This is a genomic window from Enterobacter sp. PL_is511, assembly GCF_055816065.1.
In genome coordinates, this window is record NZ_JBVPGP010000024.1 from 1353897 (window position 1) to 1377433 (window position 23537).

At 54.1% G+C, this 23537-nt stretch carries 29 protein-coding genes; 13 read left to right on the forward strand and 16 right to left on the reverse strand.

Annotated features, from left to right (window positions below):
* Positions 1-96: 96 nt before the first annotated feature.
* Entirely contained in the window at positions 97-633 is a 537-nt protein-coding gene (locus tag AC0TN7_RS22080) for a MarR family winged helix-turn-helix transcriptional regulator (protein WP_048030625.1), read from the forward strand.
* A 24-nt stretch (positions 634-657) separates the two neighbouring features.
* On the forward strand, positions 658-1581 hold the full coding sequence (locus tag AC0TN7_RS22085) for a LysR substrate-binding domain-containing protein (protein WP_248164365.1): 924 nt from the start codon (positions 658-660) through the stop codon (positions 1579-1581).
* Positions 1582-1628: 47 nt separating this feature from the next.
* On the opposite strand, the gene AC0TN7_RS22090 is transcribed toward AC0TN7_RS22085, so the two are convergent.
* On the reverse strand, positions 1629-2099 hold the full coding sequence (locus AC0TN7_RS22090; protein ID WP_473702464.1) for a hypothetical protein: 471 nt from the start codon (positions 2097-2099) through the stop codon (positions 1629-1631).
* Positions 2100-2272: 173 nt separating this feature from the next.
* On the opposite strand from AC0TN7_RS22090, the gene AC0TN7_RS22095 reads away from it, so the two are divergent.
* Entirely contained in the window at positions 2273-2998 is a 726-nt protein-coding gene (locus AC0TN7_RS22095; protein WP_230581854.1) for a DUF1963 domain-containing protein, read from the forward strand.
* A 142-nt stretch (positions 2999-3140) separates the two neighbouring features.
* On the forward strand, positions 3141-3617 hold the full coding sequence (locus AC0TN7_RS22100; protein WP_024908020.1) for a WbuC family cupin fold metalloprotein: 477 nt from the start codon (positions 3141-3143) through the stop codon (positions 3615-3617).
* Positions 3618-3680: 63 nt separating this feature from the next.
* On the opposite strand, the gene AC0TN7_RS22105 is transcribed toward AC0TN7_RS22100, so the two are convergent.
* The 7 genes from AC0TN7_RS22105 to AC0TN7_RS22135 form a co-directional block, all read right to left on the reverse strand.
* Positions 3681-4223: a cysteine hydrolase family protein gene (locus tag AC0TN7_RS22105; RefSeq protein ID WP_463726661.1), complete on the reverse strand. Its 543-nt coding sequence runs from the start codon at positions 4221-4223 to the stop codon at positions 3681-3683.
* 284 nt (positions 4224-4507) lie between these two features.
* Complete coding sequence (locus tag AC0TN7_RS22110) at positions 4508-5107, reverse strand: NAD(P)H-dependent oxidoreductase (protein WP_148769421.1); 600 nt, start codon at positions 5105-5107, stop codon at positions 4508-4510.
* Between the two features lie 74 nt (positions 5108-5181).
* Positions 5182-5775 carry a TetR/AcrR family transcriptional regulator gene (locus AC0TN7_RS22115; RefSeq protein WP_048993121.1) on the reverse strand — a complete coding sequence of 198 codons (594 nt, stop codon included), beginning with the start codon at positions 5773-5775 and terminating at the stop codon, positions 5182-5184.
* 34 nt (positions 5776-5809) lie between these two features.
* Positions 5810-8899, reverse strand: coding sequence for an efflux RND transporter permease subunit (locus AC0TN7_RS22120; protein WP_463726662.1), 3090 nt, complete (start codon positions 8897-8899; stop codon positions 5810-5812).
* Entirely contained in the window at positions 8896-10005 is a 1110-nt protein-coding gene (locus AC0TN7_RS22125) for an efflux RND transporter periplasmic adaptor subunit (RefSeq protein ID WP_032647017.1), read from the reverse strand. Before AC0TN7_RS22125 ends, AC0TN7_RS22120 begins: the two co-directional genes overlap by 4 nt.
* 74 nt (positions 10006-10079) lie before the next feature.
* Positions 10080-10694: a TetR/AcrR family transcriptional regulator gene (locus tag AC0TN7_RS22130; protein ID WP_024908014.1), complete on the reverse strand. Its 615-nt coding sequence runs from the start codon at positions 10692-10694 to the stop codon at positions 10080-10082.
* A gap of 208 nt (positions 10695-10902) precedes the next feature.
* Complete coding sequence (locus AC0TN7_RS22135; protein ID WP_090417076.1) at positions 10903-11697, reverse strand: SDR family NAD(P)-dependent oxidoreductase; 795 nt, start codon at positions 11695-11697, stop codon at positions 10903-10905.
* Positions 11698-11793: 96 nt separating this feature from the next.
* Between AC0TN7_RS22135 and AC0TN7_RS22140 the strand changes: the two genes are divergently transcribed.
* Positions 11794-12162 (forward strand): MerR family transcriptional regulator, encoded by a 369-nt coding sequence (locus AC0TN7_RS22140; protein WP_024908012.1) that lies wholly within the window; start codon positions 11794-11796, stop codon positions 12160-12162.
* A 33-nt stretch (positions 12163-12195) separates the two neighbouring features.
* On the opposite strand, the gene AC0TN7_RS22145 is transcribed toward AC0TN7_RS22140, so the two are convergent.
* From AC0TN7_RS22145 to AC0TN7_RS22155, 3 genes are all read right to left on the reverse strand, one after another.
* Positions 12196-12510, reverse strand: coding sequence for a PTS sugar transporter subunit IIB (locus tag AC0TN7_RS22145; RefSeq protein WP_090417072.1), 315 nt, complete (start codon positions 12508-12510; stop codon positions 12196-12198).
* Between the two features lie 102 nt (positions 12511-12612).
* Positions 12613-13212 (reverse strand): HAD-IB family phosphatase, encoded by a 600-nt coding sequence (locus tag AC0TN7_RS22150; RefSeq protein WP_032647022.1) that lies wholly within the window; start codon positions 13210-13212, stop codon positions 12613-12615.
* 57 nt (positions 13213-13269) lie between these two features.
* The gene (locus AC0TN7_RS22155; protein ID WP_248164380.1) at positions 13270-14181 is read right to left on the reverse strand and encodes a LysR family transcriptional regulator; all 912 of its coding nucleotides are present in this window, start codon (positions 14179-14181) and stop codon (positions 13270-13272) included.
* 99 nt (positions 14182-14280) lie between these two features.
* On the opposite strand from AC0TN7_RS22155, the gene AC0TN7_RS22160 reads away from it, so the two are divergent.
* The 3 genes from AC0TN7_RS22160 to AC0TN7_RS22170 all read left to right on the forward strand — a co-directional run bounded on the left by AC0TN7_RS22160 (position 14281) and on the right by AC0TN7_RS22170 (position 16716).
* A complete protein-coding gene (locus AC0TN7_RS22160; protein WP_463726664.1) occupies positions 14281-15396 on the forward strand; it encodes an alkene reductase in 1116 nt (371 codons plus the stop codon).
* A complete protein-coding gene (locus AC0TN7_RS22165; RefSeq protein WP_248164385.1) occupies positions 15393-16112 on the forward strand; it encodes an SDR family oxidoreductase in 720 nt (239 codons plus the stop codon). The genes AC0TN7_RS22160 and AC0TN7_RS22165 overlap by 4 nt, the downstream gene beginning before the upstream one ends.
* 64 nt (positions 16113-16176) lie before the next feature.
* Positions 16177-16716, forward strand: coding sequence for an ester cyclase (locus AC0TN7_RS22170; protein ID WP_032647031.1), 540 nt, complete (start codon positions 16177-16179; stop codon positions 16714-16716).
* Between the two features lie 39 nt (positions 16717-16755).
* On the opposite strand, the gene AC0TN7_RS22175 is transcribed toward AC0TN7_RS22170, so the two are convergent.
* Entirely contained in the window at positions 16756-17223 is a 468-nt protein-coding gene (locus tag AC0TN7_RS22175) for a nuclear transport factor 2 family protein (protein WP_032645324.1), read from the reverse strand.
* A 103-nt stretch (positions 17224-17326) separates the two neighbouring features.
* Here AC0TN7_RS22175 and AC0TN7_RS22180 point away from each other — a divergent pair, with 103 nt between their 5' ends.
* A complete protein-coding gene (locus AC0TN7_RS22180) occupies positions 17327-17929 on the forward strand; it encodes a TetR/AcrR family transcriptional regulator (protein ID WP_048989730.1) in 603 nt (200 codons plus the stop codon).
* On the opposite strand, the gene AC0TN7_RS22185 is transcribed toward AC0TN7_RS22180, so the two are convergent.
* Positions 17907-18557 carry a GntR family transcriptional regulator gene (locus AC0TN7_RS22185; protein ID WP_024908354.1) on the reverse strand — a complete coding sequence of 217 codons (651 nt, stop codon included), beginning with the start codon at positions 18555-18557 and terminating at the stop codon, positions 17907-17909. The two genes, AC0TN7_RS22180 and AC0TN7_RS22185, sit on opposite strands and share 23 nt — an antisense overlap.
* A gap of 120 nt (positions 18558-18677) precedes the next feature.
* Between AC0TN7_RS22185 and AC0TN7_RS22190 the strand changes: the two genes are divergently transcribed.
* From AC0TN7_RS22190 to AC0TN7_RS22200, 3 genes are all read left to right on the forward strand, one after another.
* Entirely contained in the window at positions 18678-19169 is a 492-nt protein-coding gene (locus AC0TN7_RS22190) for an OsmC family protein (RefSeq protein ID WP_463726665.1), read from the forward strand.
* A 38-nt stretch (positions 19170-19207) separates the two neighbouring features.
* A complete protein-coding gene (locus AC0TN7_RS22195) occupies positions 19208-20215 on the forward strand; it encodes an AraC family transcriptional regulator (RefSeq protein ID WP_225283314.1) in 1008 nt (335 codons plus the stop codon).
* Between the two features lie 116 nt (positions 20216-20331).
* Positions 20332-21162, forward strand: coding sequence for an oxidoreductase (locus tag AC0TN7_RS22200; RefSeq protein ID WP_032647039.1), 831 nt, complete (start codon positions 20332-20334; stop codon positions 21160-21162).
* Positions 21163-21207: 45 nt separating this feature from the next.
* Here AC0TN7_RS22200 and AC0TN7_RS22205 read toward each other — a convergent pair whose 3' ends face one another.
* Positions 21208-21750, reverse strand: coding sequence for a histidine phosphatase family protein (locus AC0TN7_RS22205; protein ID WP_024908358.1), 543 nt, complete (start codon positions 21748-21750; stop codon positions 21208-21210).
* 239 nt (positions 21751-21989) lie between these two features.
* Between AC0TN7_RS22205 and AC0TN7_RS22210 the strand changes: the two genes are divergently transcribed.
* A complete protein-coding gene (locus AC0TN7_RS22210; protein ID WP_061715224.1) occupies positions 21990-22502 on the forward strand; it encodes a GNAT family N-acetyltransferase in 513 nt (170 codons plus the stop codon).
* On the opposite strand, the gene AC0TN7_RS22215 is transcribed toward AC0TN7_RS22210, so the two are convergent.
* Both AC0TN7_RS22215 and AC0TN7_RS22220 read right to left on the reverse strand, forming a co-directional pair.
* Complete coding sequence (locus AC0TN7_RS22215; RefSeq protein WP_061715223.1) at positions 22483-23265, reverse strand: hypothetical protein; 783 nt, start codon at positions 23263-23265, stop codon at positions 22483-22485. The two genes, AC0TN7_RS22210 and AC0TN7_RS22215, sit on opposite strands and share 20 nt — an antisense overlap.
* Before the next feature lies 1 nt (position 23266).
* Positions 23267-23464, reverse strand: coding sequence for a hypothetical protein (locus AC0TN7_RS22220; RefSeq protein ID WP_248164398.1), 198 nt, complete (start codon positions 23462-23464; stop codon positions 23267-23269).
* Between the last annotated feature and the right edge of the window lie 73 nt (positions 23465-23537).

The following is a 23537-nucleotide window of genomic DNA, read 5'->3' on the forward strand; positions in this document are numbered from 1 at the left end:
TTGCCGCGAGCATTTATCTTAACGTTAAGATAAAATCTGTTTTTGTGTAAGATGTACCGCACAACTCGATAAATTGCCACGCCATCCGGGGTGAAAATGAAAGACCATGTAGACTTCGTTGTCGGCCAGTGGAGCAGCGCCATGCCCGAGCTGGACGCCTCGTCGATGAAAATTTTTGGCCGAATGCTCAGGCTGATGAAGCACCTGGGAAAAGAACGCGCGCAGGCCATGGCGCCGTTTGGCTTTCGCGAGGGCGAGTTTGACGTCCTCGCCACGCTGCGCCGCGCCGGGGAGCCGTACTGCCTTTCGCCCACGCAGCTGTATACATCCCTGTTGATCACTTCAGGGGCGATGACGAACCGGCTCAACCATCTTGAACAGCAAGGCCTTATCAGGCGGATTGCCGATCCTGATGACAAGCGCAGCTCGCTCGTCAGCCTGACGCCGCACGGGCAGGCTCGTATCGAACAGGCGCTGCTCGTGCACACGGAAACGCAAAATGCGCTGCTGAGAAACCTCTCTGAGGCGCAGCGCGCGCAGCTTGAGTCTCTGCTCAGGGGGCTGCTGCTGACGTTTCCGGCTGAGGAATGGGGTGAAACGTCACCGAGTGCCGATAATACAAAAACTGCATGATTACACCTGACAAAAAGGGAATGTATGTCTTTACCGCCACTGTATGCGCTGCGCGCGTTCGAAGTTGCCGCAAGGCTGAACTCCTTCAGCAAAGCGGCTGAAACACTCCATATCACGCCGGGGGCGGTCAGCAGGCATGTCCAGACGCTGGAAATGTGGTTCGATTGCGAATTGTTTAAACGACAGGGGCCGAGAGTGGAGGTCAGCGACGCCGGGCGCATTCTGGCCGGGCAGCTTAGCGAAAGTTTCTCGACTATTGAGTGGGCCTGTCGCGCATTCAAAAGCGAAAACCACCTTCTGCGCCTCAAAGCGCCCAGCTCGCTGACGATGCGATGGCTTCTGGATGTGCTTAAATCCTTCCGCGAGAACCACGCGAAGCCGAAAATCGAAATTGCCAGCGTCTGGATGGACTTCGACACGGTTGATTTCAGTCGAGAACCTTATGATTGTGCGATCCTCCTCGGTAACGGTTATTTCGGCGAGTCAACTGAGAGTCGACTGCTGTTCAGCGAATGGCTTATTCCGGTTTGTACGCCGTCTTTACTGGAGCCTGCCCGGCATCAGCTTCCAGAATGCGATCTTATTCATCCGTCACCGGACAGACGGGACTGGAAGCGCTGGCTGAAAAGGACGAGCCTATTTCCCGGCCTCGACATGAGCGGTGGGATCGTGTTCGACACCCTGGAGCAGGCAAGCCTTGCGGCCATGCACGGACACGGCGTGGCGATGGCCGATCTCCGGCTCACGCTCGACGCGTTGAAAAGCGGCCTGCTCGGGCTGCCCTTCAGGGAGGCGATAGCAACAGGGGACGGTTACTACCTTGTCTGGCCCAAAAATTCGCTCAGAGGACAGAGTATTGAACGGCTGCTGGCGTGGCTTAACCTTAACGCGCCGGTGGTGCCTTCTTTGGATATCGTCTGTCTTGATTACAATGAAAAGCGGGTTTAATAAATAGCGGAATATTTATTATGGGGTATCCCGCATATTGAACATATTTATGCGTAGGGAATATTCGCCATCTTTTTATATCTTTCCGGCAGGGCGCTGTTCAGGTTAAATAATTTATCGAGAATATAAAGCGCAGGCGTCCCTTTTGCACGTTCAGCATCGATCAGCGCAGTGCGTAACAGATTGGCTGCCGAGGTCATGGCACGGAAATACTCCTCGGATTCACGCGTCTGAGCTTCGCCTGACGCGGCGTAATGCACCTTTGGCCACTGCGCAAAGTCAAGCAGCGGAAGGATCCCATCCTCTTTTGGTAAATGCGCTGAGAGCAACTCTTTGGCGTTGCCCGGATTGCTTTGGGCGAAAGAGAGGAGGTGCAGTCGGTGGATGAAAGGTGAAAGCGCTTCTGAGCTTTCTTTTTCTGTTGAAAGTAACGTTATCAACTCATGCACATTTGCTTGGGCGCTAAATTTATGAGGCGAGATAATGTTCATTACATGGAATAAAACATCGAGTGTCATAGGTGCTCCATACAGGCTTGGTATTATTTATTTTTTCTATCCCAGGGATGAATGGATGGTATTTCAGGGGCGTCACTTTTGAAAAACGATAAATAGTGGGAATCAATGTGAGTTTTACTCAACATAGGGTTTAATATCCTATGCGTTTCTTAGAGCCTGATGATTACCTTACAATGAGTGGTAAAACTTCTACGCAGAAAGAGTCTGCAAAGCGAGCAAACATGAAATTCGAGAGTGCATCAGTTTTAGAAGAACTCCGGACCAAACTAAGACCCGCATCGGTCGCGCAGGTAGGTGGGTTCCGGCCGTCTGAAGATCCCATGACATCCTGGTTTCTAAAGGGCGTTTCTCTTGCAGATGAAGGATTACCCACCTGGAAGGGCAAGCCGATGTTTCCGCTTCTTCAGATTCGGGTCGACGAGCTTCCTGTTATTCCCGACCAGTTAAAGGGGATAGCCCTTCTGGTGTTATTCCACAATTTGGAAAAACATCCCTTTGACGAACCGCACGGTGAAGGATGGTTAATCCGCGAGTATGCCACCCTTGAAGGGCTTCAGTTATTGCCTGAATTGGACACGCCGTATCGCGCGTTTCCTGTTCAATGGCTGAGTGTCATTGACGATGCACCTGGATGGGAAGATGCCTGGGACATTATTGATCTCTCTTGCGTAAATGATGATGAGCAGGCCTGTGATAGTTTTTTTGAGGACTTTAATCGCTACAGGGGAACCAAGGTCGGGGGATTTCCGGCTGAGATACAACACGGTGTGGGAATCGACGATTTTGTTTTTCAGGTTGGGTCGGAAGAAAAAGTAAACTGGATGTGGGCGGATAATGGTATCGGTTACTTTCACCGGTCATCAGAAGGGGGATGGCGATTTTCATGTCAGTTCTACTGATGATCCTCCTGCCGGGGGATATGAAAGCTTATCCATGCAGCGATTTGTTTCACAAATGCCATCGCCCATCAACCGTTCAGGATGGTATAACGTCTTGCGGCAATCGGGTTGCCGTAAGATGACCCCATTCACAAAGGTGTATATGAAACAAATTACTTTCAGTGACCTGCAGCAACAAAGCGAGCAGGCTGCAAATTCTCCTCGCTTACGCGCCCATCGCAATTTACACCCTGAGCTGAGCGACCCGGTGCAGCGCCTGGCCATCGCGATGGAACCCGGTACCTATGTTCGTCCCCATCGCCACCCGCACACGTTTGAACTGCTGACGGCGCTGAGCGGTCGCTTTCTGGTGTTGAATTTTGATGACAGCGGTAACGTGACCCAGCGCGTGGTGTTAGGTGAAGACTGCAAAGTGCTGGAGATGGATGCCGGTACCTGGCATGCCGTGCTGTCGCTGGATAAAGGCGGCGTTATTTTTGAGGTAAAACACGGTGGCTACCAGCCCGTTCCTGAGCACGATACCGCCCCATGGTCACCGGCTGAGAACGCACCCGGTAGCGCGGAGTTGATGAAATGGTACGCTCAGGCGCAGGTGGGTGACGGTGGTTTTTCCCTGTAATTGTGCACTCATGTCCCCGGCGCGCAAAGGCGCACCGGGGAAGAGAGAGACGAACCCGCCAGCTCAACTCGCCCTATTAAAATGCCAGTCGCGGGCAGTCGACAGCGTCACGAACGGACCTGCCAGGGTGCTGTTGTGATGGGTAATAATGTCGCTGGCGGATAAATAGTCATTATCCATTGTGGTATGCGCATCAGAAATCAATACCGTCCTGAAACCCAGCTCCGGTGCGGCCCGACAGGTCGTATCAACGCAAAACTCAGTTTTCATCCCGGCAATGACCAGCTGTTTGACACCTCGCTGATTAAGTTCTCGTAGCAATACCGTATCCCTAAAACAGCTGGGATAGCGCTTGGTGAAAACAACATCCTGCTCCTTCACGCCCAGCTCGGGTATCAGCTGTGTTAACGGACCCTTCTCTGAGAGCGGGGAGTCGTCTGGTCCAATATGGCGGGCAAAAAAGAGGGGCACCTGCGCGCGTCGCGCGTGGGTGATTAACAAACGGATATTTTCCAGAACGGCATCGGCGGAACAGGGGGAAACCGGGCACCGGAAGAGGCCCTGCTGCATGTCGATAACCAGGAGTGCATTGTCAGACGAAACCATTTTATTTCTCCATTCAGAGGGTGGTGAACGGAGAGATATTTCCCCGTCCAGAGTGGCGGGGATTGAGGTTCTGTTTGTCAGTCGTTTGCTACAGATACACTCACGCCGCCGAAGGTTCCGGTGGTGGTGAGCGTGGTTGTTGGCTGAACTGACTGATACATGCAATGACCTTTGTTTATTTCGCTGTTAGCGTAACTATCGCGTACAGTTATAGCGCTGGTGAGAGATTCTCTTCAATACACCAACTTCAGTAGGTGCAACGTTAGCGTTGCGCCGGGATGATATTATTGAATACTGCCGAGCCCTTTCAGGAAATCCTCAACCTGCTCAGGCGTCGCCGTATCTGCCTGGTAAAGGATATCGAGCTTAACGTTCTTCAACCCGCAGAAGCCAAATACGCCTTCGATAATCTGCGTCTGAATCGCCGTCGAATAGCCGTGTTTATCAAATCCGGTGAGATCGCTGCCGCCAGTGGCAATCAGGCGGACGGGAACATCCCGTAAGTTGCCCACAATCCGTCCGTCGTCGGCCACCTTATACGCCCAGTTCAGGGTTAATACGCGATCGAACCAGCCTTTCAACAGCGCGGGGACCGACCACCAGTACACGGGGAAGACAAACACCAGCATATCCGCTCGCTCGACGCGCTGCTGCTCGCGCAGAATATCGTCGGGAAGGGCGCTCGGATCGCCGTGATACAAATCAAGGTCGGCGCGAGACATGGCCGGATTAAACCCTTCAGCATGCAGATCGGCGATTTCAACCTGCGTACCTTGCTCGCGTAATTTTCCGGCAATATGGGTTGCCAGCGAATGGGATAATGAATTGTCGACAGGGTGAGCCGTCACGATCAGTGCGTTATTAATGGCTGGTATAGCAGACATAGCGACCTCAGAATGGGGGAGAAGTGATACCTATATTACTATTGGTAACTTAGGTGTCAATCCGCCCCCGACGATCATTTTGTGCTATTCGCGTAGGTCTCCAGCACGCCGGTCATGGCGCCGCTGAGCATATCTTCCGCAACATTTCTGGCGAGTACGCCGTTGCCCGCCGCGGTGCTGAGCGCGTCCGCCGCGCCAATGATGGCCGTCAGTACCGCTTCCCCCTGAACGCCTTTTAAGACGATAAAAGGGGAAAGCGCGGTACGCAGGCAGTCGGCACATTCGGCCACGCATGCCTCACGAAACGTCTGCAACGCGTGGGAACCGGACAGCGCAGCCGCGATTGGCCCGGTTTCAGGCCCGGCAGTAATGGCGCAGTCGATATAGGCGGCACTGAAAAAGCGGATCGTCTTTTCCAGCGTTTTGCTGTCGACCGCCAGCGTCTCACGGAATTTCGCCAGCTGCCGATCGCTATAATCCTGGTACAGCGCCATCAGCAACCCTTCACGATCGCCAAAGTGGTCATAGGGGATAGGCTTGGTCACGTTGGCCCGCTCGGCCAGGTAGCCAAGCGTCAATGCCTCCGTGCCTTGCTGGCGAACGATTCCGCGCGCAACCTCGAGCAGCTGCACGCGGCGGTCCTCTTTTCTTAAGCGCTTAACAACCATACTTTCCTCAAAACTGTTATCTACTCATGGTAGTTTACACGCTTTCTGCGGGGCGCTGCACGCGTTGTTCCACAGGGCGGATCCGGAACCATATCGCATACATCGCGGGCAGGAAGACGAGCGTGATGATCGTCCCGCCCAACGTCCCGCCGATCAGCGTCCAGGCCAGCGTGCCCCAGAACACCGAATGCGTCAGGGGAATGAACGCCAGCACGGCGGCCATGGCGGTCAGCAGGACCGGGCGTGCGCGCTGGACCGTCGCTTCAACCACCGCCTGGAACGGCTCGAGACCGTCCTTCTGGTTATGATCGATTTGACCGATCAGGATCAGCGTATTGCGCATTAGAATGCCGGAAAGGGCGATCAAACCGACCAGCGCGTTGATGCCAAACGGCTGATTGAAAATCAACAGTACAGGCACCACGCCAATCAGCCCCAGCGGAGCGGTTAAGAACACCATCACCATCGCTGAGATTGAGCGCACCTGCAAAATGATGATCAGCAGCGTCAGGGCAATCATGATCGGGAACAGCGGCAACATGGCCTGCGTGGCTTTGCCCGATTCCTCAATCGAACCCGCCATGTCGATACGGTATCCGGCCGGCAGCGCATTAACAATCGGCTGGAGCTGCTTCATGATGGCGACCGACACATCCGGTGGCTGAAGATTGTTAGCGATATCCCCCCGCACGGTTATCGTCGGGGTGCGATCGCGACGACGCAGGATCGGATCTTCCATACCAATCTCAATCTTGCCGATTTGAGACAGCGGAACGCGCTGTCCCGCATTGCCGACAAGGGTAAAGCCCTCGATTTTTGCCGGGTCAAGACGGATATCTCCCGCCGCGCGGCCAATCACCTCTACCGAGCGAATATCTTCCCGCACGGAGGTGACGGGCACACCTGAGAGCAGGAACTGAAGCTGCTCGGCAACAGCACTGGAGGTTAAGCCGGTCGCCTGCAGGCGGTTTTGATCGAGGGTGAAATGCAATACGGGAACGCGTGACCCCCAGTCGGTGTTGACGGTTCTCATCATCGGGCTTGCCTGGAGCACGGTTTTCACCTTATCAGCGATGTCATGCACCTGTTCGACATCCGGACCCGTCACGCGCCAGGCAACCGGGAAGGGTGAGTAAGGGCCAAACACCAGCTGGGTCACCCGCACGCGCGCTTCAGGCGCAAGGCCGTTGGCGACCGCTTCTCTCAGCCGGAGCTTGAGCGCCTCGCGTGACGTCTCGCTGTCCGTCAGGATCACGATTTTCGCAAAAGACGGATCGGGCAGTTCAGGCGCCATCGCCAGATAAAAGCGGGGCGAACCCTGACCAATATAAGCAGTAACAATTCTGGCTTCAGGCTGCTGACCCAGCCACGCTTCTATTTTTGCCGTTGCGGCGCTGGTTTGCGCTATCGAGGTGCCGTAGGGCATCTGCACTTCAACCAGCACTTCCGGGCGATCGGAGGTCGGGAAAAATTGTTTTTTTACCAGCCCCATGCCGAGCACGGCCAGGATGAATATGGCGACCACAGCGCCGGCCACCCGCCATTTCCTGGCGATAACGCGGCCAAGCAGCTGGCGAAAACGGTTATAGCGAGGCGTGTTATAGATGGCGGCATGACCTCCTTCTACTTTGGGGATCGCAGGCAGGATCTTCACTCCAAGATAGGGCGTGAACACCACCGCGACAAACCACGATGCAATCAGGGCGAGGCCGACAATCCAGAACATATTGCTGGTGTATTCTCCGGCGGTCGACTGGGCAAAACCATTCGGCATAAAGCCAATGGCCGTCACCAGGGTTCCGGCCAGCATGGGCGCGGCGGTATGGCTCCAGGCGAAGGCCGAGGCTTTGATTCTGTCGTAACCTTCCTCCATTTTTACCACCATCATTTCGATAGCGATAATCGCATCGTCAACCAGCAGGCCGAGGGCGAGGATCAGGGAGCCCAATGTCACGCGGTCAAAGTTTATTCCCGCGGCTTCCATCACCACGAAGACGACCGCCAGCGTCAGCGGGACCGCCGCCGCAACCACCACCCCCACGCGCCAGCCCATGCTGACAAAACACACCACCATGACCACAAGCAGGGCGACGAAGAATTTGATCATAAACTCATCGACCGACGAGCGAATATTCACGGACTGGTCGGTGACTTTGGTCAGGGACATGCCAAGCGGCAGGCTATCATTGATTTTTGCCGTTTCCGCATCCAGCGCTTTACCCAGCGCCAGACCGTTCCAGCCTTCGCGCATCACGATGCCCAGCAGAAGGGCGGGTTCATGCTGATTACGTATCAGCATCGTCGGGGGATCTTCGTAGCCTCGCTCAACCGTTGCCACGTCGGACAGCTTGAGCGTTTTGCCCTGAGCAACAAAAGGCGTATCGCGGATTTTCTGCAGTTCATCGAACGCGCCGTCCAGGCGGATAAAAATTTGCGCGCCTCGGGTCTCAATGGAACCCGCCGCGGTCAACGCGTTCTGGCTGTTGAGCGCATTGAAAATATCCTGGGGTGAGAGCCCTATCGTCGCCAGACGGTCATGGGAGAAGGAGATATAAATCCGCTCGGCCTGTTCGCCGATAATGTTCACTTTTTTCACGCCGGGAACGTGCAGAAGCTGCTGGCGCAGGCCTTCGGCATCACGTACCAGCTGCCGCTGCGGTTCGCCTTTCGCTTTCAGGGCAAAGAGGGCAAAGGTGACATCCGAGAATTCGTCATTGATCATCGGGCCGATGACGCCCGCCGGAAGACGTTGAGATTCATCTCCAAGCTTCTTACGCGCCTGATAGAACTCCTCCTGCACTTCGGCGGGCGGGGTCTTGTCCTGCAATGACAACGTGATAAACGCCATGCCGGGACGGGTATAGGTTTCGGTACGGTCGTACCACTTGAGCTCCTGCAGGCGCTTTTCCAGCGGTTCGGCGACCTGATCCTGGATCTCCTGCGCGGTGGCGCCAGGCCAGACGGTTATCACCGTCATTTGCTTTACCGTGAAGGGTGGGTCTTCCGCGCGTCCGAGCCCAAAGAAGGCGTAAATTCCGGCAATGGTGACCAGAACGATCAGAAACAGCGTGATGGAACGTTCGCGGACGGCCAGCGCTGACAGGTTGAAGCGGCTTCCGCTCATGGCGTGTTCTCCGTCAGGGCGGCATTGCGTTGTTTAGCAAGCCTGACGACCTCACCTTCGTGCAGAAGATGGGCGCCTAACGCAACAATTTTCTCACCGGGCTTCACGCCGCCCGTAACCTGCACCGCGTCTTCACCCACGCTCAGCACCTTGACGGGCGTCCATGCGACTTTTGCCGGCTGGGCGGAAATACGCCAGACGCCGGGACCTTTTCCTGCATCATAGAGTGAAGCCAGCGGAACCTGCATGACCTGACCTTCCGCTTTATTGTCCTGAATGTTCAGCGTGACGGTCGCCCCCAGCGGCGCGTTTGCCAGCAGGCCATCCAGCACGTAGCGGGCTTCATACGTGCGGGTCGCGGCATCGGCAGAGTCAGACAGCAGGCGCAGCGTTGCGGTGACCGGGTTTTCTTCTTTGCCATAAAGGGTGGCCTGCGCCTCGCTGCCGACGGCAGGGCGCAGCGTTTCCGGAAGCTGCACGAGCGCTTCGCGTTGTCCCGCTCTGGCGAGCCTGATCACCACCTGTCCGGCACTGACGACCTGACCCGGCTCGGCGAGCGTCTCCATGACCACGCCGTCTGAATCCGCCAGCAGTACGGCATAGCCCGTGGCGTTTTGCGCCACGTTGGCCTGTGCCCGGGCGGCGCTGAGATCGGCTCTGGCCGTATCGGCCGCCGCCTTGATCTGGTCATACTCCGAGGCAGATACGGCGCCGGATGCCACAAGGCCGCGATAGCGCGCTTCATCGCTGGAGGCTTTTCGCGCACGCGCCTGGGCAGCATCCACCGCACGCTGCTGCGCCTGAGCCTGTAATTTCAGGTCAACGGGATCCAGGCGCAGTAAGGGCTGCCCCTGTTTGACGGTCTGCCCCGTATCAACCAGTCGCTCAAGGATTTTTCCCTGAACTCTGAAACCCAAATCGCTTTGCGTTCTCGCGACCACAACGCCCGTGAAGGCGCGGGCGGTATTGTTCGCAAGCTCGACGGAAGCGGATCTGACGAGCGGTGGCTTTGTGCGCGGATCGTCACTCGCGGAAATATCGCCGCATGCCACCAGGGCAAACGGCAGGAGACAAACGGCAACGCGGGCTGAAGTGAGCCTGAGCATGGGAAACCTTTTTGACGTAACAGGACGGTATCCGCATTCTCTGACTAGTGACCAAAAATGTCAATGGTCACAATTTAGGGGGCCAGGCTTCTTAAAATCAGTGAAGAGAGAAGCACCGCCGCGGTGGGGGCCATTTCGAGGTTGTACTGTAGCTGGATGGGATTGATAAAAGGACACATCACCATGTGGATAGCCTGTGTGACCTCGTCCAGCGGCGTTTTTCTCTCAAACTCTCCGGCCTGCCTGCCTTCGATAATGATGCTCTCAATCAGCTTCATCAGGCTTTCTGCATACCGTTCTGTCGACGGCCACTGCTCGCGTGCGGCGACGGCGGCAATGTCGTACAGCTTACGGTCGTGGAAAAACAGCTCGCTTCCCGCTTCGGTGAGCGCTTTGAAAAGACGGCGTAATTTTTCGCTTGCTGACGGCGCATCCTTGATGGCGGAAAGCACCGCCGCCATGATCAACTCCAGGCGGTTAGCGCAGATCACCTCGCCGATAGCCTGTTTGGAATCGAAAAACTTATAAATGTAGGACTTAGAAAAACCGATGGATTTAGCCAGCTCGGCGACGGTGGTTTTTTCATAGCCGTAGTGACCGAAGTGCTCAAAAGCGGCTTCGACGATTTGCTCTCTGACAGCGTGGTCAAGTGGACCACGTGCTGATGGGGGGTTCATATTTTTAGTCATTATTTAAGCTTAGCGTGACAGGCTACGATTAACAACGAGTGACCATTTCGTACTTTGGTTACCGTCATTCATCATGCGCCCTTCAGACGGGACGATCAACCAGGTGGGGTAAGTGTATCACTGTTTTTCGTGCACTATGGCATCTATCTGTCTGCGATAAGCGAGGATTTCAGCGCAACTCCCTTGCACTGAACAGAGCCGTTTTTGCTTAAGCCGAGCGTGGACGCAATATTTTTTCAACGATGAGCACCAGATGCTTTCGCGTCACGAACCGGTGTAGCTGCCCCAGAAGCCAGTTACCGCATCCGGTAATCAGGGTGCTACGGTTACTCTCCACGGCCTTTAGCGCCAGGGCGACCACCTTGTCTGCGGGCATTCTTTTACCTACCGAGGCTTCCTCCGCATTCACCACATCAAAAAAGGCCGTATCCGTTGCGCCGGGGCAAAGCGCCAGAACGCGGATGCCCTTTGAGCGATACTCACCCCACAGCGCATTCGAAAACGAGAGCAGGAAGGCTTTGGTTGCGCCATAAATCGCCATATAGGGATCCGGCTGCATCGCGGCCGTTGAGGCAACATTAATAATCATCCCCGAGCCTTTCTGGAGCATTCCCGGCAGCATGGCGTGCGTCAGCTCCACAGGGGCCAGGCAGTTCACGTTTATCTCATCACGCTGCCTGTCGATAGAGAGCTTTTCGAATGGCCCATAGGTGGCGAACCCGGCGCAGTTGATCAGAATGTCGGGGAAACGCCTTAAGGTTTCAAGCCGTTCCACAATGTGGGGAATGGCTTCCGGTTTCACTAAATCCTGCACAATAATCGTGATGGATACGCCATGCTTTCTGACTAACTCTGCGGCAAGCGCCTGCAGCTTTGGTTCGGAGCGGGCGATCAGGATCAAGGCCACGCCGCGGGCCGCGAGCTGCCTGGCAAAATCACGACCTATGCCCGAAGACGCTCCGGTAACCAGCGCTGTTTTTCCTGTATAATCAAAAGAATTCATATTTTTAATCCCGTTTCCCTAATGTATGCCGCACAGGATAAACCGTGCACTTAGGTACACGGTCAAACGTGATTTTTACAAGGTGAGGGCGGCGCGATGCGAATTGGTGAACTGTGTGCGAAAACGGGATTATCGAAAGAGACGGTGCGTTACTATGAGCGGCAAGGGCTATTAGAGAATATCCCGCAACCTAATCGCAGCAATAACTACAAAGTCTATTCCGCCGTTGATTTACAGCGTTTAAACATGATCAAGCATGCCAAAATGCTGGGTTTTACCTTAGCCGAAATCTCAGAGGTTTTAGCTGTCTGGATTGACGACAAATTTACCGCTGAGCAAAAACAAGCGTCCCTGCGCCGCAAGCTGCAGCAGCTGGAAGAGAAAGAAGCGGCGCTAATTGAACTCAGAGCCAGGATAATCAATGCGATTAATAAGGTTGGTCAACCTTGTATCGACGAGTTTTGAGCGGAGGCCGCAAAACCGATGCGGCCTTATCTATCACGCAGCCAGTTCAGGCATCTGTTCCTTCACGAAATTCAACACCCTCTTCGCGTCCAGAGACGCATAGGGCAGGCTCTCAATAATGGCGATTGAATGCGTATTACCCACCGTCTCTTTTATCTCATCGAGTTTGTACTGAATGTGCGGTGCGACGAGAAAACCATCGAAAGCGGGAGCAACACTGGCGAAGTTATCCAGCCCAACAGCGCTAATCATCAGCGGATAGCCTTCACGTTCTGCCAGAGATTGCATCTTTTTGGCGAGAGAGTTTGCGGTATTACCAAACAAACAACATATCAGAAGCTTTTTCATGTTTTGTACCTCCTGAAAACCGCTCCCAGAGTAGTCCTGAGGTTGTCACCGAAATGCGCGCTATCTCTTATTTTGATGTTTTATTAATATGTCATGGCGGGGTCAGGCCATCTCTTTCCACTGATAAAATTTTTTCGAGGCAAGCGAGAGCATGTCTAAATCTTCCTTCGTATCGCCATAGGCATAGATGACGTTGTAGGAAGATAAATCATAATGATCAATTATCTTCGTTTTTTTTAAACGGGCGCTGCAATCACCCTTTTTGTATTTTCCGGTTGCTTTTCCACCTGAAAATGCCACTTCACTGCATAAGAGTTCCAGACCATTCTGCTCGCACCACGGTTTAAGGTATAAATCAAGCGAGGCTGAGACCACTACCACCGTATCCCCTTGAGACTTATGCCAGCTGATTTTCTTCATGGCATCCTCCCGCAACAGGGCAGGAATTTCGGTTTTACTGTAGAAAAGCCCGGCCTTTTTTAATTCAGCTTCTGATTTGCCAGCTAACGCTATTCTTACCACTTTTTTTCGTAAAACCGACCCCGACAACGCACCGATTTTATAGGCGAGGATGTAGGGAAGAAGGCGCAGCTTTCCACGCCGTAGCGTTTTTTCATCAACAGAGCGATAAATAAACGGGGTGAAGGTGTCGGAAAACGTTATCGTTCCATCGAAGTCGAAAAAAGCAATATTTGTAGTCATAAGCCGTTAAGACGGGATAATGAGTTGTATCGGGCGAGTGTATCACTGTTTATTGCGTTATTGTTTTTTTAGCCAGTCGAGAAAAAACTGGCTAAACGCAGTGACCTGAAGCGGCTGCAGCTTGCGCTGCGGGTAAACAAACTGCAGCCCGACATCTTTGCGATCGTACCGACTAAAACCGGTGAAGCTGTCGGCAAACAGTACCGTGAGTCTGCCTGTATCAACATCGTCTTTTACATCCCACCACGATTTCCCCGCGATGCCAGCCCCGTTGAGCGCCCACTGGCGAAGCAATGCTCCGTCGTCGCACACCATGGCAGGCTCTACGCGTACAATGCTTTCTTCGCCATTGGTTTCAAAGCGCCATTCGTTCATCACCACACCCTGAGACTCAAGTGCCAGGCACCGATGCTGAGCCAAATCTGCAAACGTGGCGGGGATGCCGCGTTCGTTAAGGTACTCCCCGGAGGCGACCAGTACTCGATGGTTCGGGCGGATGTTTCTGACGACAAGGCTGCTGTCCGGCAGGTTGCCGAAACGCACGCTCATATCCAGCCGGTTAGCGACCAGGTCCTCAACGTGTTCTTTTAACGAGATGAAAAATTTAACGTCAGGATGGCGTCGGGAGAATTCCACGACGGCGGGGCTAAGATACTGTCTGCCAAAGTCCGAGGGGGCAGAAAGGCGAATGTTGCCGCTGAGCACGCCTTCTTTTTGCGTCAGTAACGACTCGGCGTGATGCATCTCCTCCAGCACGCGAAGCGCGGCATGGTAAAACTCTTCCCCGGCGCGGGTCAGCGTGATGGACCGCGTTGAGCGGTGAAACAGACGGGTCTGGTAACGCTCCTCAATCGCCTTCAGCCTGGCCGTCATGGTGGCGGGGGAAAGCGACAGGCGTCGTCCGGCGGCAGAAAGACCGCCAGCCTCGGCCACTTCAACCAGTAATGCCATGTCTTCGAGTTTGCCCATTATTCATATTTTCCGAAAAGTGCATCTGCTTTTAGCGTAATTATCAAAACAAGATGCCGTCTGTAAAGTGATTTCATCCAAACCATAAGGGATGAAAACATGCAACGTACCTCACTTTTTGAACGCTACAGGCTGGGGCAGCAAGACCTGAAAAACCGTATCGTCATGGCGCCGATGACCCGCGCGCGTTCCCTTCAACCGGGCAATATTCCCTCCACGCTGATGGCAGAGTATTACCGGCAGCGGGCCAGCGCCGGATTAATCATCACGGAAGCCACGCAGATCTCGCCTCAGGGCCAGGGATACTCATGGACTCCCGGCATCCATTCGCCGGAGCAGGTTTCAGGATGGCAGCTCACGACGGGTGCCGTGCATCAGGCGGGCGGGGTTATTTTTTCTCAGCTCTGGCACGTGGGGCGAATGTCGCACGCCCGTTTTCATCAGGATGGTCAGCCCGTTGCGCCGTCAGCACTGGCGCCGGACGCGCAGGTGTGGGTGGTGAATGAACAGGGGGAAGGCCAGATGGTTGACTGCCCGCAGCCAAGAACGCTCTCGCGCAAGGAGATTCACAGCATCGTCGCGGACTATCGTCAGGCGGCACTGAATGCCGTCCAGGCCGGGTTTGATGGCGTGGAGATCCACGGCGGAAACGGCTATCTGATCGACCAGTTTCTGCGTCAGACATCCAATAAACGCACGGATGAGTACGGCGGCACGCTGGAGAACCGGATCCGCTTTGCTCAGGAGGTGTTAAGCGCCATTGCTGAGGCCATTGGCCGCGAGCGTACGGGCATTCGCCTTTCCCCGTTTATTACCCAGCGCGGGATGAACGATCCGCAGGTGACGGAAGCCATACTCGCGCTCGCGGCCTGGTGTGAGCAAAAAGGTATTGCTTTCATCCACCTGGCGGAAGCCGACTGGGACGATGCGCCGCAGGTACCTGAACAGTTCCGTCGATCGCTTCGCGAGACGTTTAGCGGAACCCTTATCGTTGCGGGTAACTATGACCTTGAAAAAGCGGAAAAGATCCTTGCTGCCGGCTATGCCGATTTGATTGCCTTCGGACGACCGTTTATTGCCAACCCGGATTTACCCCACCGGCTGGCGCACCAGCTGCCTCTGGCCCAGGTGCGCGACCCCGCCACGCTGTTTGGCGGCACCGCGACGGGCTATACCGATTACCCCATTTACATCCTGCAGGAGGAAACGTTATGACCCGTAAAACCTTAATTATCGGCGGCGCGTCCGGCATCGGTTTCGCCGTGGGCAGCCTGCTTGCCGGGCGAGGCGAGGAAATTATTCTTGCGGGCCGCGACGGCGCGAAGCTGAACGCTGCGCGGCAGCGGCTGAGCACTCACGCCGCGTCTGTTCACACCCTCGTGCTGGATATCAGCCGTGAGGCAGAGCTTGTCGCGCTCGGTGAAACGCTGGGTGAGGTCAATAATATTGTCGTTACCGCGGGCTCACAGGCTCCGGGAGGGCTTCTTTCCGGGCTGGATCTCCGCGCTGCAAGGCTGGCCTTTGATACAAAATTCTGGGGAAGCATCAATGTCGCCCGCTATCTCAGCGGGAACATCACTCCCCGCGGTACGTTGACGTTCACCAGCGGGTTCGTGGCGCGTCGCACCGTGGCGGGCGCCATTGTTAAAACGACGATGAATGCCGCGATTGAGGCCGCGACAAAAGTGCTGGCGAAAGAGCTTTCACCGCTGCGCGTCAACGTCGTGAGCCCGGGGCTGACCGACACGGAGGCGTACGCGGGCATGGACTCCGCCGCGCGGGAAAAAATGCTCGCTGGCGCGGCGGAAACCCTGCCAGCCAAAGCCTGGGGAAGGGCGGAGGACATCGCGCAAGGGTATCTTTTCGCCATTGATAATCCCTTTGTCACGGGGTCGATCATTGATATTGAGGGCGGGGCGTTAATTAACTGACCCTCGCGGATTTGAACCGCAGGAAATCGACTGCGGGTAATGTAATACTCTATTGAGAGATATCATGAAATATACGACGTGTTTTCGTCCAGCTGTGGCGATGCTTATTCTTGCCGGTCTGTCCGGCACCGCATTTTCGGCGCAGCTGGAATGGCTTCCACCGAAACAGCTTATTGTTGATAAGAGCCTGCCCCAGGCGCAATTAAGGGCGAATGAAGCCGTTGCCAGAGAATATGCAACGTTCTGGAATACGGGAGAAGAGTCCCTGGCGCGTGATGCGCTGGCAGTGAATTTCATCGATAAAACGCCTCCGGAAGGTCGTAAGCAAGGTCCCGAAGGCGCTATTTTAGCCTCCCGTGCGTTTCGTACAGCCGTGCCTGATTTACGCTGCGACGTTGAGCAAATGATTATTTCAGGCAATCGCGTGGTCTCGCATTTACATTTTCACGGCACCTTCACCGGGACATTTGGCAAGCTGAAGGGAAAGGGGCAGAAAATAGATTTTATCGCCACGGATATTTATGAGATTGCTGACGGAAAGATTGCGGCTAACTGGCATATTGAGGACAACCTGACGCTGATGAAACAGCTGGGCGCACTGTAAATTCACCACTCCGGGACGGCCCGGAGTGATGCGAAAATCCTATAAGCCAAGATCGCTCAGCGAAGGGTGATCGTCCGGGCGTCTGCCCAGCGGCCAGTGGAACAGGCGCTCGGATTCTTTTATCGGCATATCGTTTACGCAGGCAAAGCGTCGCTTCATCAGTCCGTCCGGCTCAAACTCCCAGTTTTCATTGCCGTAAGAGCGGAACCAATTGCCGGAATCATCATGCCATTCATAGGCATAGCGCACCGCGATGCGGTTATCCGTAAATGCCCAGAGCTCTTTAATCAGACGATAGTCCAGCTCTTTTTTCCATTTCCGCTCCAGAAACGCCCGGGCTTCTTCACGGTTAGTGGCGAACTCCGCGCGGTTGCGCCATTGGGTATCCAGCGTATAGGCCAGCGCGACCTTCGCCGGGTCGCGGCTGTTCCAGCCATCTTCTGCCAGTCTGACTTTTTCGATGGCGCTTTCACGCGTGAAGGGCGGTAAAGGAGGACGTGTGTTCATGGCGATTACCTCAGTGTTATATGATGTAGACAGGTCTGTCTACATGCGGTAATCTATGCCTGTAAAATAACGCTGTCAACATCCGTTTTGAGGCTACCCAAAAGTGAAAACAGAATCCGCAGGCAACGATACCAAAATCAGCGTCAGAGATAAGATATTACTTACGGCGCACGATCTGTTTTATTCCACAGGCTTCAGGGCGACGGGCGTGGATACGCTGATTAAAGCATCGAAAGTGACCAAGGTGACGTTTTATCGCCATTTTCCGAGTAAAAGTTTACTTATTCTCGCCTATTTGCACTATCGGCATGAAATATGGATTGGCTGGTTTGAATCCACGCTGCGTCGACATCTTGATGAAGGTGAAATACCTTCTGATGCTATATCGGCAACGCTTTACGAATGGTTTATTTCGCCTGAATTCCACGGCTGCGCATTTATTAATGCCAGCGCTGAGGCAAAATCGGAAGATATTGAAAGCGAAATAAAAGAGATATGCCGCGATCATAAAATCGAAACAAAGAATATTATTGCGTCGCTGACGAAGATCGCGGATGAGCGCGTCGTCAATGAAATCATGCTGCTCATTGACGGTGCCATTATTCATGCGCAAATGGGCATGGAGACGGATGATGTCATCACTCCGTTGAAGCGGGCATTAGCCGTGTTAACGGGATTTCCCCTTAACCCTCGTCGCGACGGCTGATAAACGTTTTTAGCATTTCTCCGGCACTAAGAATATGTCGCACGACTTCAGCTCGTGCATTCCCGGCATCCCGTTCCCTGCAGGCTGTAAGGATACCTGCATGGTCATCCTGAAAAACCGGCGTTGCGGAAAGGAGCTTTCGCTGAAGGTATTCATACCGCTCTATCTGATTGCGGGTATCGTTAATCAGCCTCAGCAGGCGTTGGTTTTTGCACCCACTGTAGACAAGATCGTGGAACTCCCGGTTAAGTGTGCCCTGCATGTCAAATTCAGTCGTTCTGGCGAGAAGCGTATGCGTCAGTTCGGCCCTCGCCAGCGTATCAGAGCTCAGGTTTTTCACGCTTTGAAAGACGGCTTCCCCTTCCAGTAAGGCACGCAGGGAGTAAATCTCATCCAGATCATCAACAGAAAGCGTTCTGACAACAGCGCCGCGGTTCCTGAAAATTTCCACCAGCCCATCGCGTTCAAGCTGCCTGATTGCTTCTCTCATTGGGATTCGGCTGACAGAAAAATGACTGGCAAGATCCCTTTCAACAAGCCTCTCTCCATCACGCAGACGACCGCTGTTTATCATCTTTCTTAATTCACTGGCGAGCACGTCCGGGGTCGAAAGGGCGTTAAGCTGCATACTGTTTCTCCTGAAAAGATGGTATAATGGTATACCATCTGATAGCCTACGTCGAGACAGGTGATTGCGAACAAACATCGCCAGCAAAATCCATCGGATATCATTATCGGGAGCATCAAGATGAGCCATCGTGAGCATCATTATCAGGTTAAGGTCGAGTGGAAAGGGAACAAAGGTCGGGGGACGGAATCCTATAAAGCCTACGATCGTCTTTATGACATCACGGCGGGTGATAAATCTCCGATTTCAGGTTCATCAGACCCTGCATTTCTGGGGGATGCATCATGCTGGAATCCTGAAGATCTTCTTGTCGCGTCAGCCTCTGCCTGTCACAAATTATGGTATTTGCATCTTTGCGCGGAAGCGGGGATAAGCGTTTATACCTATATTGACCGGGCGGAAGGAACGATGTGCGAAGGAGAAAAGGGGTGTTTCACCTCTATTGTCCTGAAGCCTCAAATCACGCTTCGCCCAGGGGATGATATCGATCGCGCTGTGGCACTTCATCACCGCGCGCATGAGCTCTGCTTTATTGCTAACTCACTGAATTTCCCGGTAACCTGCCAGCCAACCATACTGCATAGCGCCCATTCATCCGTCGATGAACAATAACGCTAACCGTTGCATAACCTTCAACCGGGAATGAGTAAATGGCTTCTAACCGTACTTTCGCTCTCGATATAAGCTGGAAAACGCTGCTGAAAGACGCGGGGCTTGAGCCAGAACGCATTCTCCGCAGGGCAGGATTACCTGACGATCTCTTTTTGCAAAAAGCGCGCGGACTCGATACGAATGAATACATTCGCTTCTGGAACGCGCTGGAGGCTGAAACGAACGATCCTGCCTTTCCCGTCCCGCTCATTGAGTTGATCTCTGCGGATGTGTTTGATCCGCCCCTTTTTGCCGCACTGTGTAGCAGCAATATGATGCAGGCTGTCCAGCGTCTGGCCAGATATAAACAGCTTATTGCTCCCATGGTTCTGGAGACAACGGTCGACCAAAACGGCAACCTTACCGTCTCACCGCGTTGGCTTTTTGCGACAACTATTCCGCCGTTTCTCCAGGTGGCAGAACTGGGCTTCCTGCTCAAGCTTCTGCGGCTGGGAACTCGCGAACCGGTTAACCCCTTACGGATCTGCGTTTCTGCGCTACCGTCATCGGTTCAGAACAGCCACTTTTCGCGTTTCTTTGGTGCTGACGTGCAATACGGAGAACAGCCCGCCATCAGCTTTTCCGCAGCCGATGCGCTTCGACCCTTTTTAACGGTCAATGAGGGGATGTGGCAGGTGTTTGAACCGGAACTGCAGCGTCGTCTCGGTCAGTTAAATGAACGGGCTTCAACCGCCGATCGTGTACGAGCGGTACTCCTGGAGCTTATTCCCGGTAACGAAGCGACTATTGAAAAAGCGGCGGAGCGTCTGGGAATGAGCAAACGCACGCTGCAGCGCAGGCTTGAGCAGGAAGGGGAAAACTTTCGCAACCTTGTCAACGCGTGTCGTGAACACCTGGCCCGTCATTATCTTCGCAATACGCGTCTTTCCGGGTATGAGATCGCGTTTTTGCTGGGTTTCGAAGATCCTAACTCATTCTATCGCGCATTTATGACCTGGACGGGTCAGACTCCTGAAGCGGCCAGGACAGCCATGCGTCTTGAGTAAACACGTGCGTATGTATCGCTCTGATGGCGCAGTTTGCGAGTCACATGGCGCGATACGCTAGTTAACATGAGGTCGAAGGAGAGCAAACTAGCCGCAGTCTACTCACCGAGGTATCTATGTTTACTCAGGACAAAAAAACTGCGCTGGTCACCGGTGCATCGTCAGGTATGGGCAAAGCCATCGCCCGTCGTCTCATTCAGGATGGCTATCAGGTTTACGCTGCTGCCCGTAGCGTTGAGAAAATGCACGATCTCGCCCAGCTTGGCGCGTACCCTCTGCGGATGGATATCTCACGTGATGAAGACATTTTGGCTGCAGTGAATACCATCATGTCGCAGACAGGTGGGGTTGACGTACTGGTCAACAACGCGGGTTTTGGGCTCTATGGACCGGTAGAAGAGATCGGTATTGAAGAAGCTCGCTATCAGTTTGAGGTTAACGTGTTTGGTGCGGCCCGCCTTACGCAACTGCTGATCCCGGCCATGCGTGCCAGACGCAGCGGTTACATTATTAATATCACCTCTATGGGGGGTAAGATTTACACCCTTCTGGGAGCCTGGTATCACGCAACGAAACATGCGCTTGAGGGATGGTCTGACTGTCTGCGTCTTGAAGTGGCTGAATTTGGCATTAAGGTTGTGATTGTTGAACCGGGTTTAATCGAGACAGGCTTTGGTGATGTGGTCAGCGGCAATATAGTTAAACGTTCAGCAAATGGCCCTTACGCTCGCCTCGTGGAGAAGGTGGCTAAATCGGTCAAAAATGCATACGGGAATGGCAGAGGCAGCGACCCGAAGGTGATTGCGGACGTGGTTGCCCGCGCCGTTAAAAGCCCTCATCCGCGTACACGCTATGCAGCCGGCAAGTATGCAAAGATGCTCATCCGCATGCGTCTCTGGCTGGGAGACCGTCTGTTCGATCGCGTTATCCTTGGCCAGACGCTATGACCCAGGCACCGAGGATGAAAAAATCTTCGGTGTCAGTATGTGCCCTTACGCAAGGCTGTAAACCCCCGCTCCCCAGTAACCGGTACCCGGGGAAGTCTGTTCTTTCCAGCCTGATGCGATCAGTTCCTTCGCAATAAACCGATTGATCATTCCGTGCCCCATGAGCAAGACGGGGCCGTCAGAGTCCTTCGCGACATTCACCAGGATTTCTGCCGCCTTAACGGCACGTTTTTTTGCGACGCTCACGCACTCTGCCTCGCCAGACAGGCCGCAGAGCCAAAGAACGCGAAACAGCGCAGCCCAGTAAAAAGGCGATAGCCGTAACCCCGGAATACGGAACACCGGCAGCTCTGCTTCCCGAAAAACCTCATCAATTAAGCCCGGTTCACACCCCAGCGTTTTCAACGATGAAAGGGCTCGCGGGAGAGGGCTGCTGAGAAACGTGAGCGCGCGGTACGCCTGAATTTGAGCCCTTTCAGGCGGCCTGTCGCTGCCCGTCGAAGAGAGGTTATAGCTGTCGATCCATTCGGTCATTTCCCTGCACGAGACCCTTGGCGCGCCCCTGTAATGGGGTTCTCCATGCCGCATCAAAATAATTTCCATACGTTCTAATCGCTAGTCCTGGTCATCCATTCAACACAGGCAGACTAGCGCGATCTGGTGAGGGTTTTCACCCACCCGTTTTGGTGTGTCGGGCGAGATCCATAACACGCGGGCTGTACTTAACGTTGTTCACCGCAATAATATATGCGGCAAGAATGTAACTGATTTTGTCTTTCTCGTTTCGCACGGCATCACACCTAAAGCGGTTAGTAAGGATACCCTCCATGTCTCTTCGAATTCGACAGGCCACCGGGGCCGATTCAACGCTGTTAAGCGAGCTGGGATATCGCATCTATCCCGCCCATTTTCAGCATCTGTGGGTGTCAGAGGCAGAGATGAAGGATTTTCTGCACGGAGAGTACGCGCGTTCTGTAGTTGAACAGAGCCTGAAAGATAACGCTGTTTCCTGGTATGTTGCAGAGACCGATCGGCCAGTGGGATTCATGAAAGTGACCTGGGAAGCCATGCTTCCAGAAACGGACAAGAAGGGTGTTCTCCTTAATAAGCTCTACCTTGATCCCGCCGCAACCGGCAAGAACTATGGTCAGGTGATGTTCAACAACATCACAGACATGGCCCGGAGCAGGGGGAAAGACTATCTCTGGCTGGAGGTGCTTGAGCAGAACGCGGGAGCGTACCGGTTCTACCAGAAGCAGGGCATGCTCTGCGTTAAGAACGTCCTTTTCGAAACCGCCTCACAGCAGAGCATACTCAGGATTATGGGGATGCCTCTTTAGAAAGCGAGTCATGCTGTGCCAGCGACAGCGCGCTGGCGCTGGCGGGATCGAACAGCGAGATGCTCTCAATTTGATTGAGTAAAATCACTTTGCGGAATGACATGGCGCTGCGGGGTTCCGAGTCGAGCGTAATGTCATGCTCCGCATACCACCGGCTGTAATTATTCTCGATGCGAAAGTTCATCGTCTTCGCGTCTCTGTACCCGCTCAACATCGGGATCAGCACGATGTTGGCCGTTTTTTCATACTCCAGCGTCGCGGTGTGGATCATACCCACGTAAATCCGCCTCGAGCGCAGCGTGACCTGCGCCAGCTCGCCTTGCTCCATACACTGGTACAGCAGCTGTTCAATACCGCTCGACTGCGCCAGCCGTTTGTAGAGCTTTTTCCGGCTCTCGCCGTCCAGCCTGGCGCTGCCTGCCCAGTTAGAGCGGTAGAGGCAAAACAGGATGGCAAACGCCAGCATCACGACCACCGGCGCCTGAATACCTAAAAAGCTCCAGTTCATAAAGTCGATTTGCCAGTCGGTGTATTTCGGTGAGGCAAAGTGAAAAGCGTTGTTGGCGGCGGAAAGGGCGAGCAAGAGTAGCCAGAGCAGACCGGTGGCAATCACGCCCTGCAGAACGAAAATACAGCCGTAAAGTGCAACGAGAAAATAGACATCCCAGCCGAAGGAACGCTTGATTTTAAAGCGGGTCGACAGGTCGCGGCTGGTGTACCAGTACCCGCAGACCATCAGCACCATAAATATCGCCGTTCCCATATCAGGCCCTCTTCAGCGTGTTGACGTGACGCAGAAAATCCTGCATCACCTCGTTGCTCTTGTAGTTCACCGAGGCGTTCCCGTCCTGGTCGATAATGATGCGATCGCCATCTTCCACGGCTTCAATAATTTCCTGCTGACTCATCACCTGCAGTAAGGATTCCGGGCTTGAGAAAAGGGAGAGGAAGAAACGTTTCATACGGGCATCCTTTTGAATAAAAAGGATAAGCCTGGAAGAAGACCGACGAATTTGCCTTAAGGATATCCTGAAA

Coding starts and splice junctions, on each gene's coding strand:
- AC0TN7_RS22190 (WP_463726665.1), top strand. CDS start 18,678: ATGAGCCATCGTGAGCATCATTATCAGGTTAAGGTCGAGTGGAAAGGG.
- AC0TN7_RS22115 (WP_048993121.1), bottom strand. CDS start 5,775: ATGGTTGTTAAGCGCTTAAGAAAAGAGGACCGCCGCGTGCAGCTGCTC.
- AC0TN7_RS22200 (WP_032647039.1), top strand. CDS start 20,332: ATGTTTACTCAGGACAAAAAAACTGCGCTGGTCACCGGTGCATCGTCA.
- AC0TN7_RS22140 (WP_024908012.1), top strand. CDS start 11,794: ATGCGAATTGGTGAACTGTGTGCGAAAACGGGATTATCGAAAGAGACG.
- AC0TN7_RS22175 (WP_032645324.1), bottom strand. CDS start 17,223: ATGAACACACGTCCTCCTTTACCGCCCTTCACGCGTGAAAGCGCCATC.
- AC0TN7_RS22170 (WP_032647031.1), top strand. CDS start 16,177: ATGAAATATACGACGTGTTTTCGTCCAGCTGTGGCGATGCTTATTCTT.
- AC0TN7_RS22080 (WP_048030625.1), top strand. CDS start 97: ATGAAAGACCATGTAGACTTCGTTGTCGGCCAGTGGAGCAGCGCCATG.
- AC0TN7_RS22150 (WP_032647022.1), bottom strand. CDS start 13,212: ATGACTACAAATATTGCTTTTTTCGACTTCGATGGAACGATAACGTTT.
- AC0TN7_RS22155 (WP_248164380.1), bottom strand. CDS start 14,181: ATGGGCAAACTCGAAGACATGGCATTACTGGTTGAAGTGGCCGAGGCT.
- AC0TN7_RS22130 (WP_024908014.1), bottom strand. CDS start 10,694: ATGACTAAAAATATGAACCCCCCATCAGCACGTGGTCCACTTGACCAC.
- AC0TN7_RS22100 (WP_024908020.1), top strand. CDS start 3,141: ATGAAACAAATTACTTTCAGTGACCTGCAGCAACAAAGCGAGCAGGCT.
- AC0TN7_RS22210 (WP_061715224.1), top strand. CDS start 21,990: ATGTCTCTTCGAATTCGACAGGCCACCGGGGCCGATTCAACGCTGTTA.
- AC0TN7_RS22125 (WP_032647017.1), bottom strand. CDS start 10,005: ATGCTCAGGCTCACTTCAGCCCGCGTTGCCGTTTGTCTCCTGCCGTTT.
- AC0TN7_RS22105 (WP_463726661.1), bottom strand. CDS start 4,223: ATGGTTTCGTCTGACAATGCACTCCTGGTTATCGACATGCAGCAGGGC.
- AC0TN7_RS22110 (WP_148769421.1), bottom strand. CDS start 5,107: ATGTCTGCTATACCAGCCATTAATAACGCACTGATCGTGACGGCTCAC.
- AC0TN7_RS22095 (WP_230581854.1), top strand. CDS start 2,273: ATGAGTGGTAAAACTTCTACGCAGAAAGAGTCTGCAAAGCGAGCAAAC.
- AC0TN7_RS22090 (WP_473702464.1), bottom strand. CDS start 2,099: ATGACACTCGATGTTTTATTCCATGTAATGAACATTATCTCGCCTCAT.
- AC0TN7_RS22120 (WP_463726662.1), bottom strand. CDS start 8,899: ATGAGCGGAAGCCGCTTCAACCTGTCAGCGCTGGCCGTCCGCGAACGT.
- AC0TN7_RS22165 (WP_248164385.1), top strand. CDS start 15,393: ATGACCCGTAAAACCTTAATTATCGGCGGCGCGTCCGGCATCGGTTTC.
- AC0TN7_RS22135 (WP_090417076.1), bottom strand. CDS start 11,697: ATGAATTCTTTTGATTATACAGGAAAAACAGCGCTGGTTACCGGAGCG.
- AC0TN7_RS22205 (WP_024908358.1), bottom strand. CDS start 21,750: ATGCGGCATGGAGAACCCCATTACAGGGGCGCGCCAAGGGTCTCGTGC.
- AC0TN7_RS22185 (WP_024908354.1), bottom strand. CDS start 18,557: ATGCAGCTTAACGCCCTTTCGACCCCGGACGTGCTCGCCAGTGAATTA.
- AC0TN7_RS22220 (WP_248164398.1), bottom strand. CDS start 23,464: ATGAAACGTTTCTTCCTCTCCCTTTTCTCAAGCCCGGAATCCTTACTG.
- AC0TN7_RS22215 (WP_061715223.1), bottom strand. CDS start 23,265: ATGGGAACGGCGATATTTATGGTGCTGATGGTCTGCGGGTACTGGTAC.
- AC0TN7_RS22145 (WP_090417072.1), bottom strand. CDS start 12,510: ATGAAAAAGCTTCTGATATGTTGTTTGTTTGGTAATACCGCAAACTCT.
- AC0TN7_RS22195 (WP_225283314.1), top strand. CDS start 19,208: ATGGCTTCTAACCGTACTTTCGCTCTCGATATAAGCTGGAAAACGCTG.
- AC0TN7_RS22160 (WP_463726664.1), top strand. CDS start 14,281: ATGCAACGTACCTCACTTTTTGAACGCTACAGGCTGGGGCAGCAAGAC.
- AC0TN7_RS22085 (WP_248164365.1), top strand. CDS start 658: ATGTCTTTACCGCCACTGTATGCGCTGCGCGCGTTCGAAGTTGCCGCA.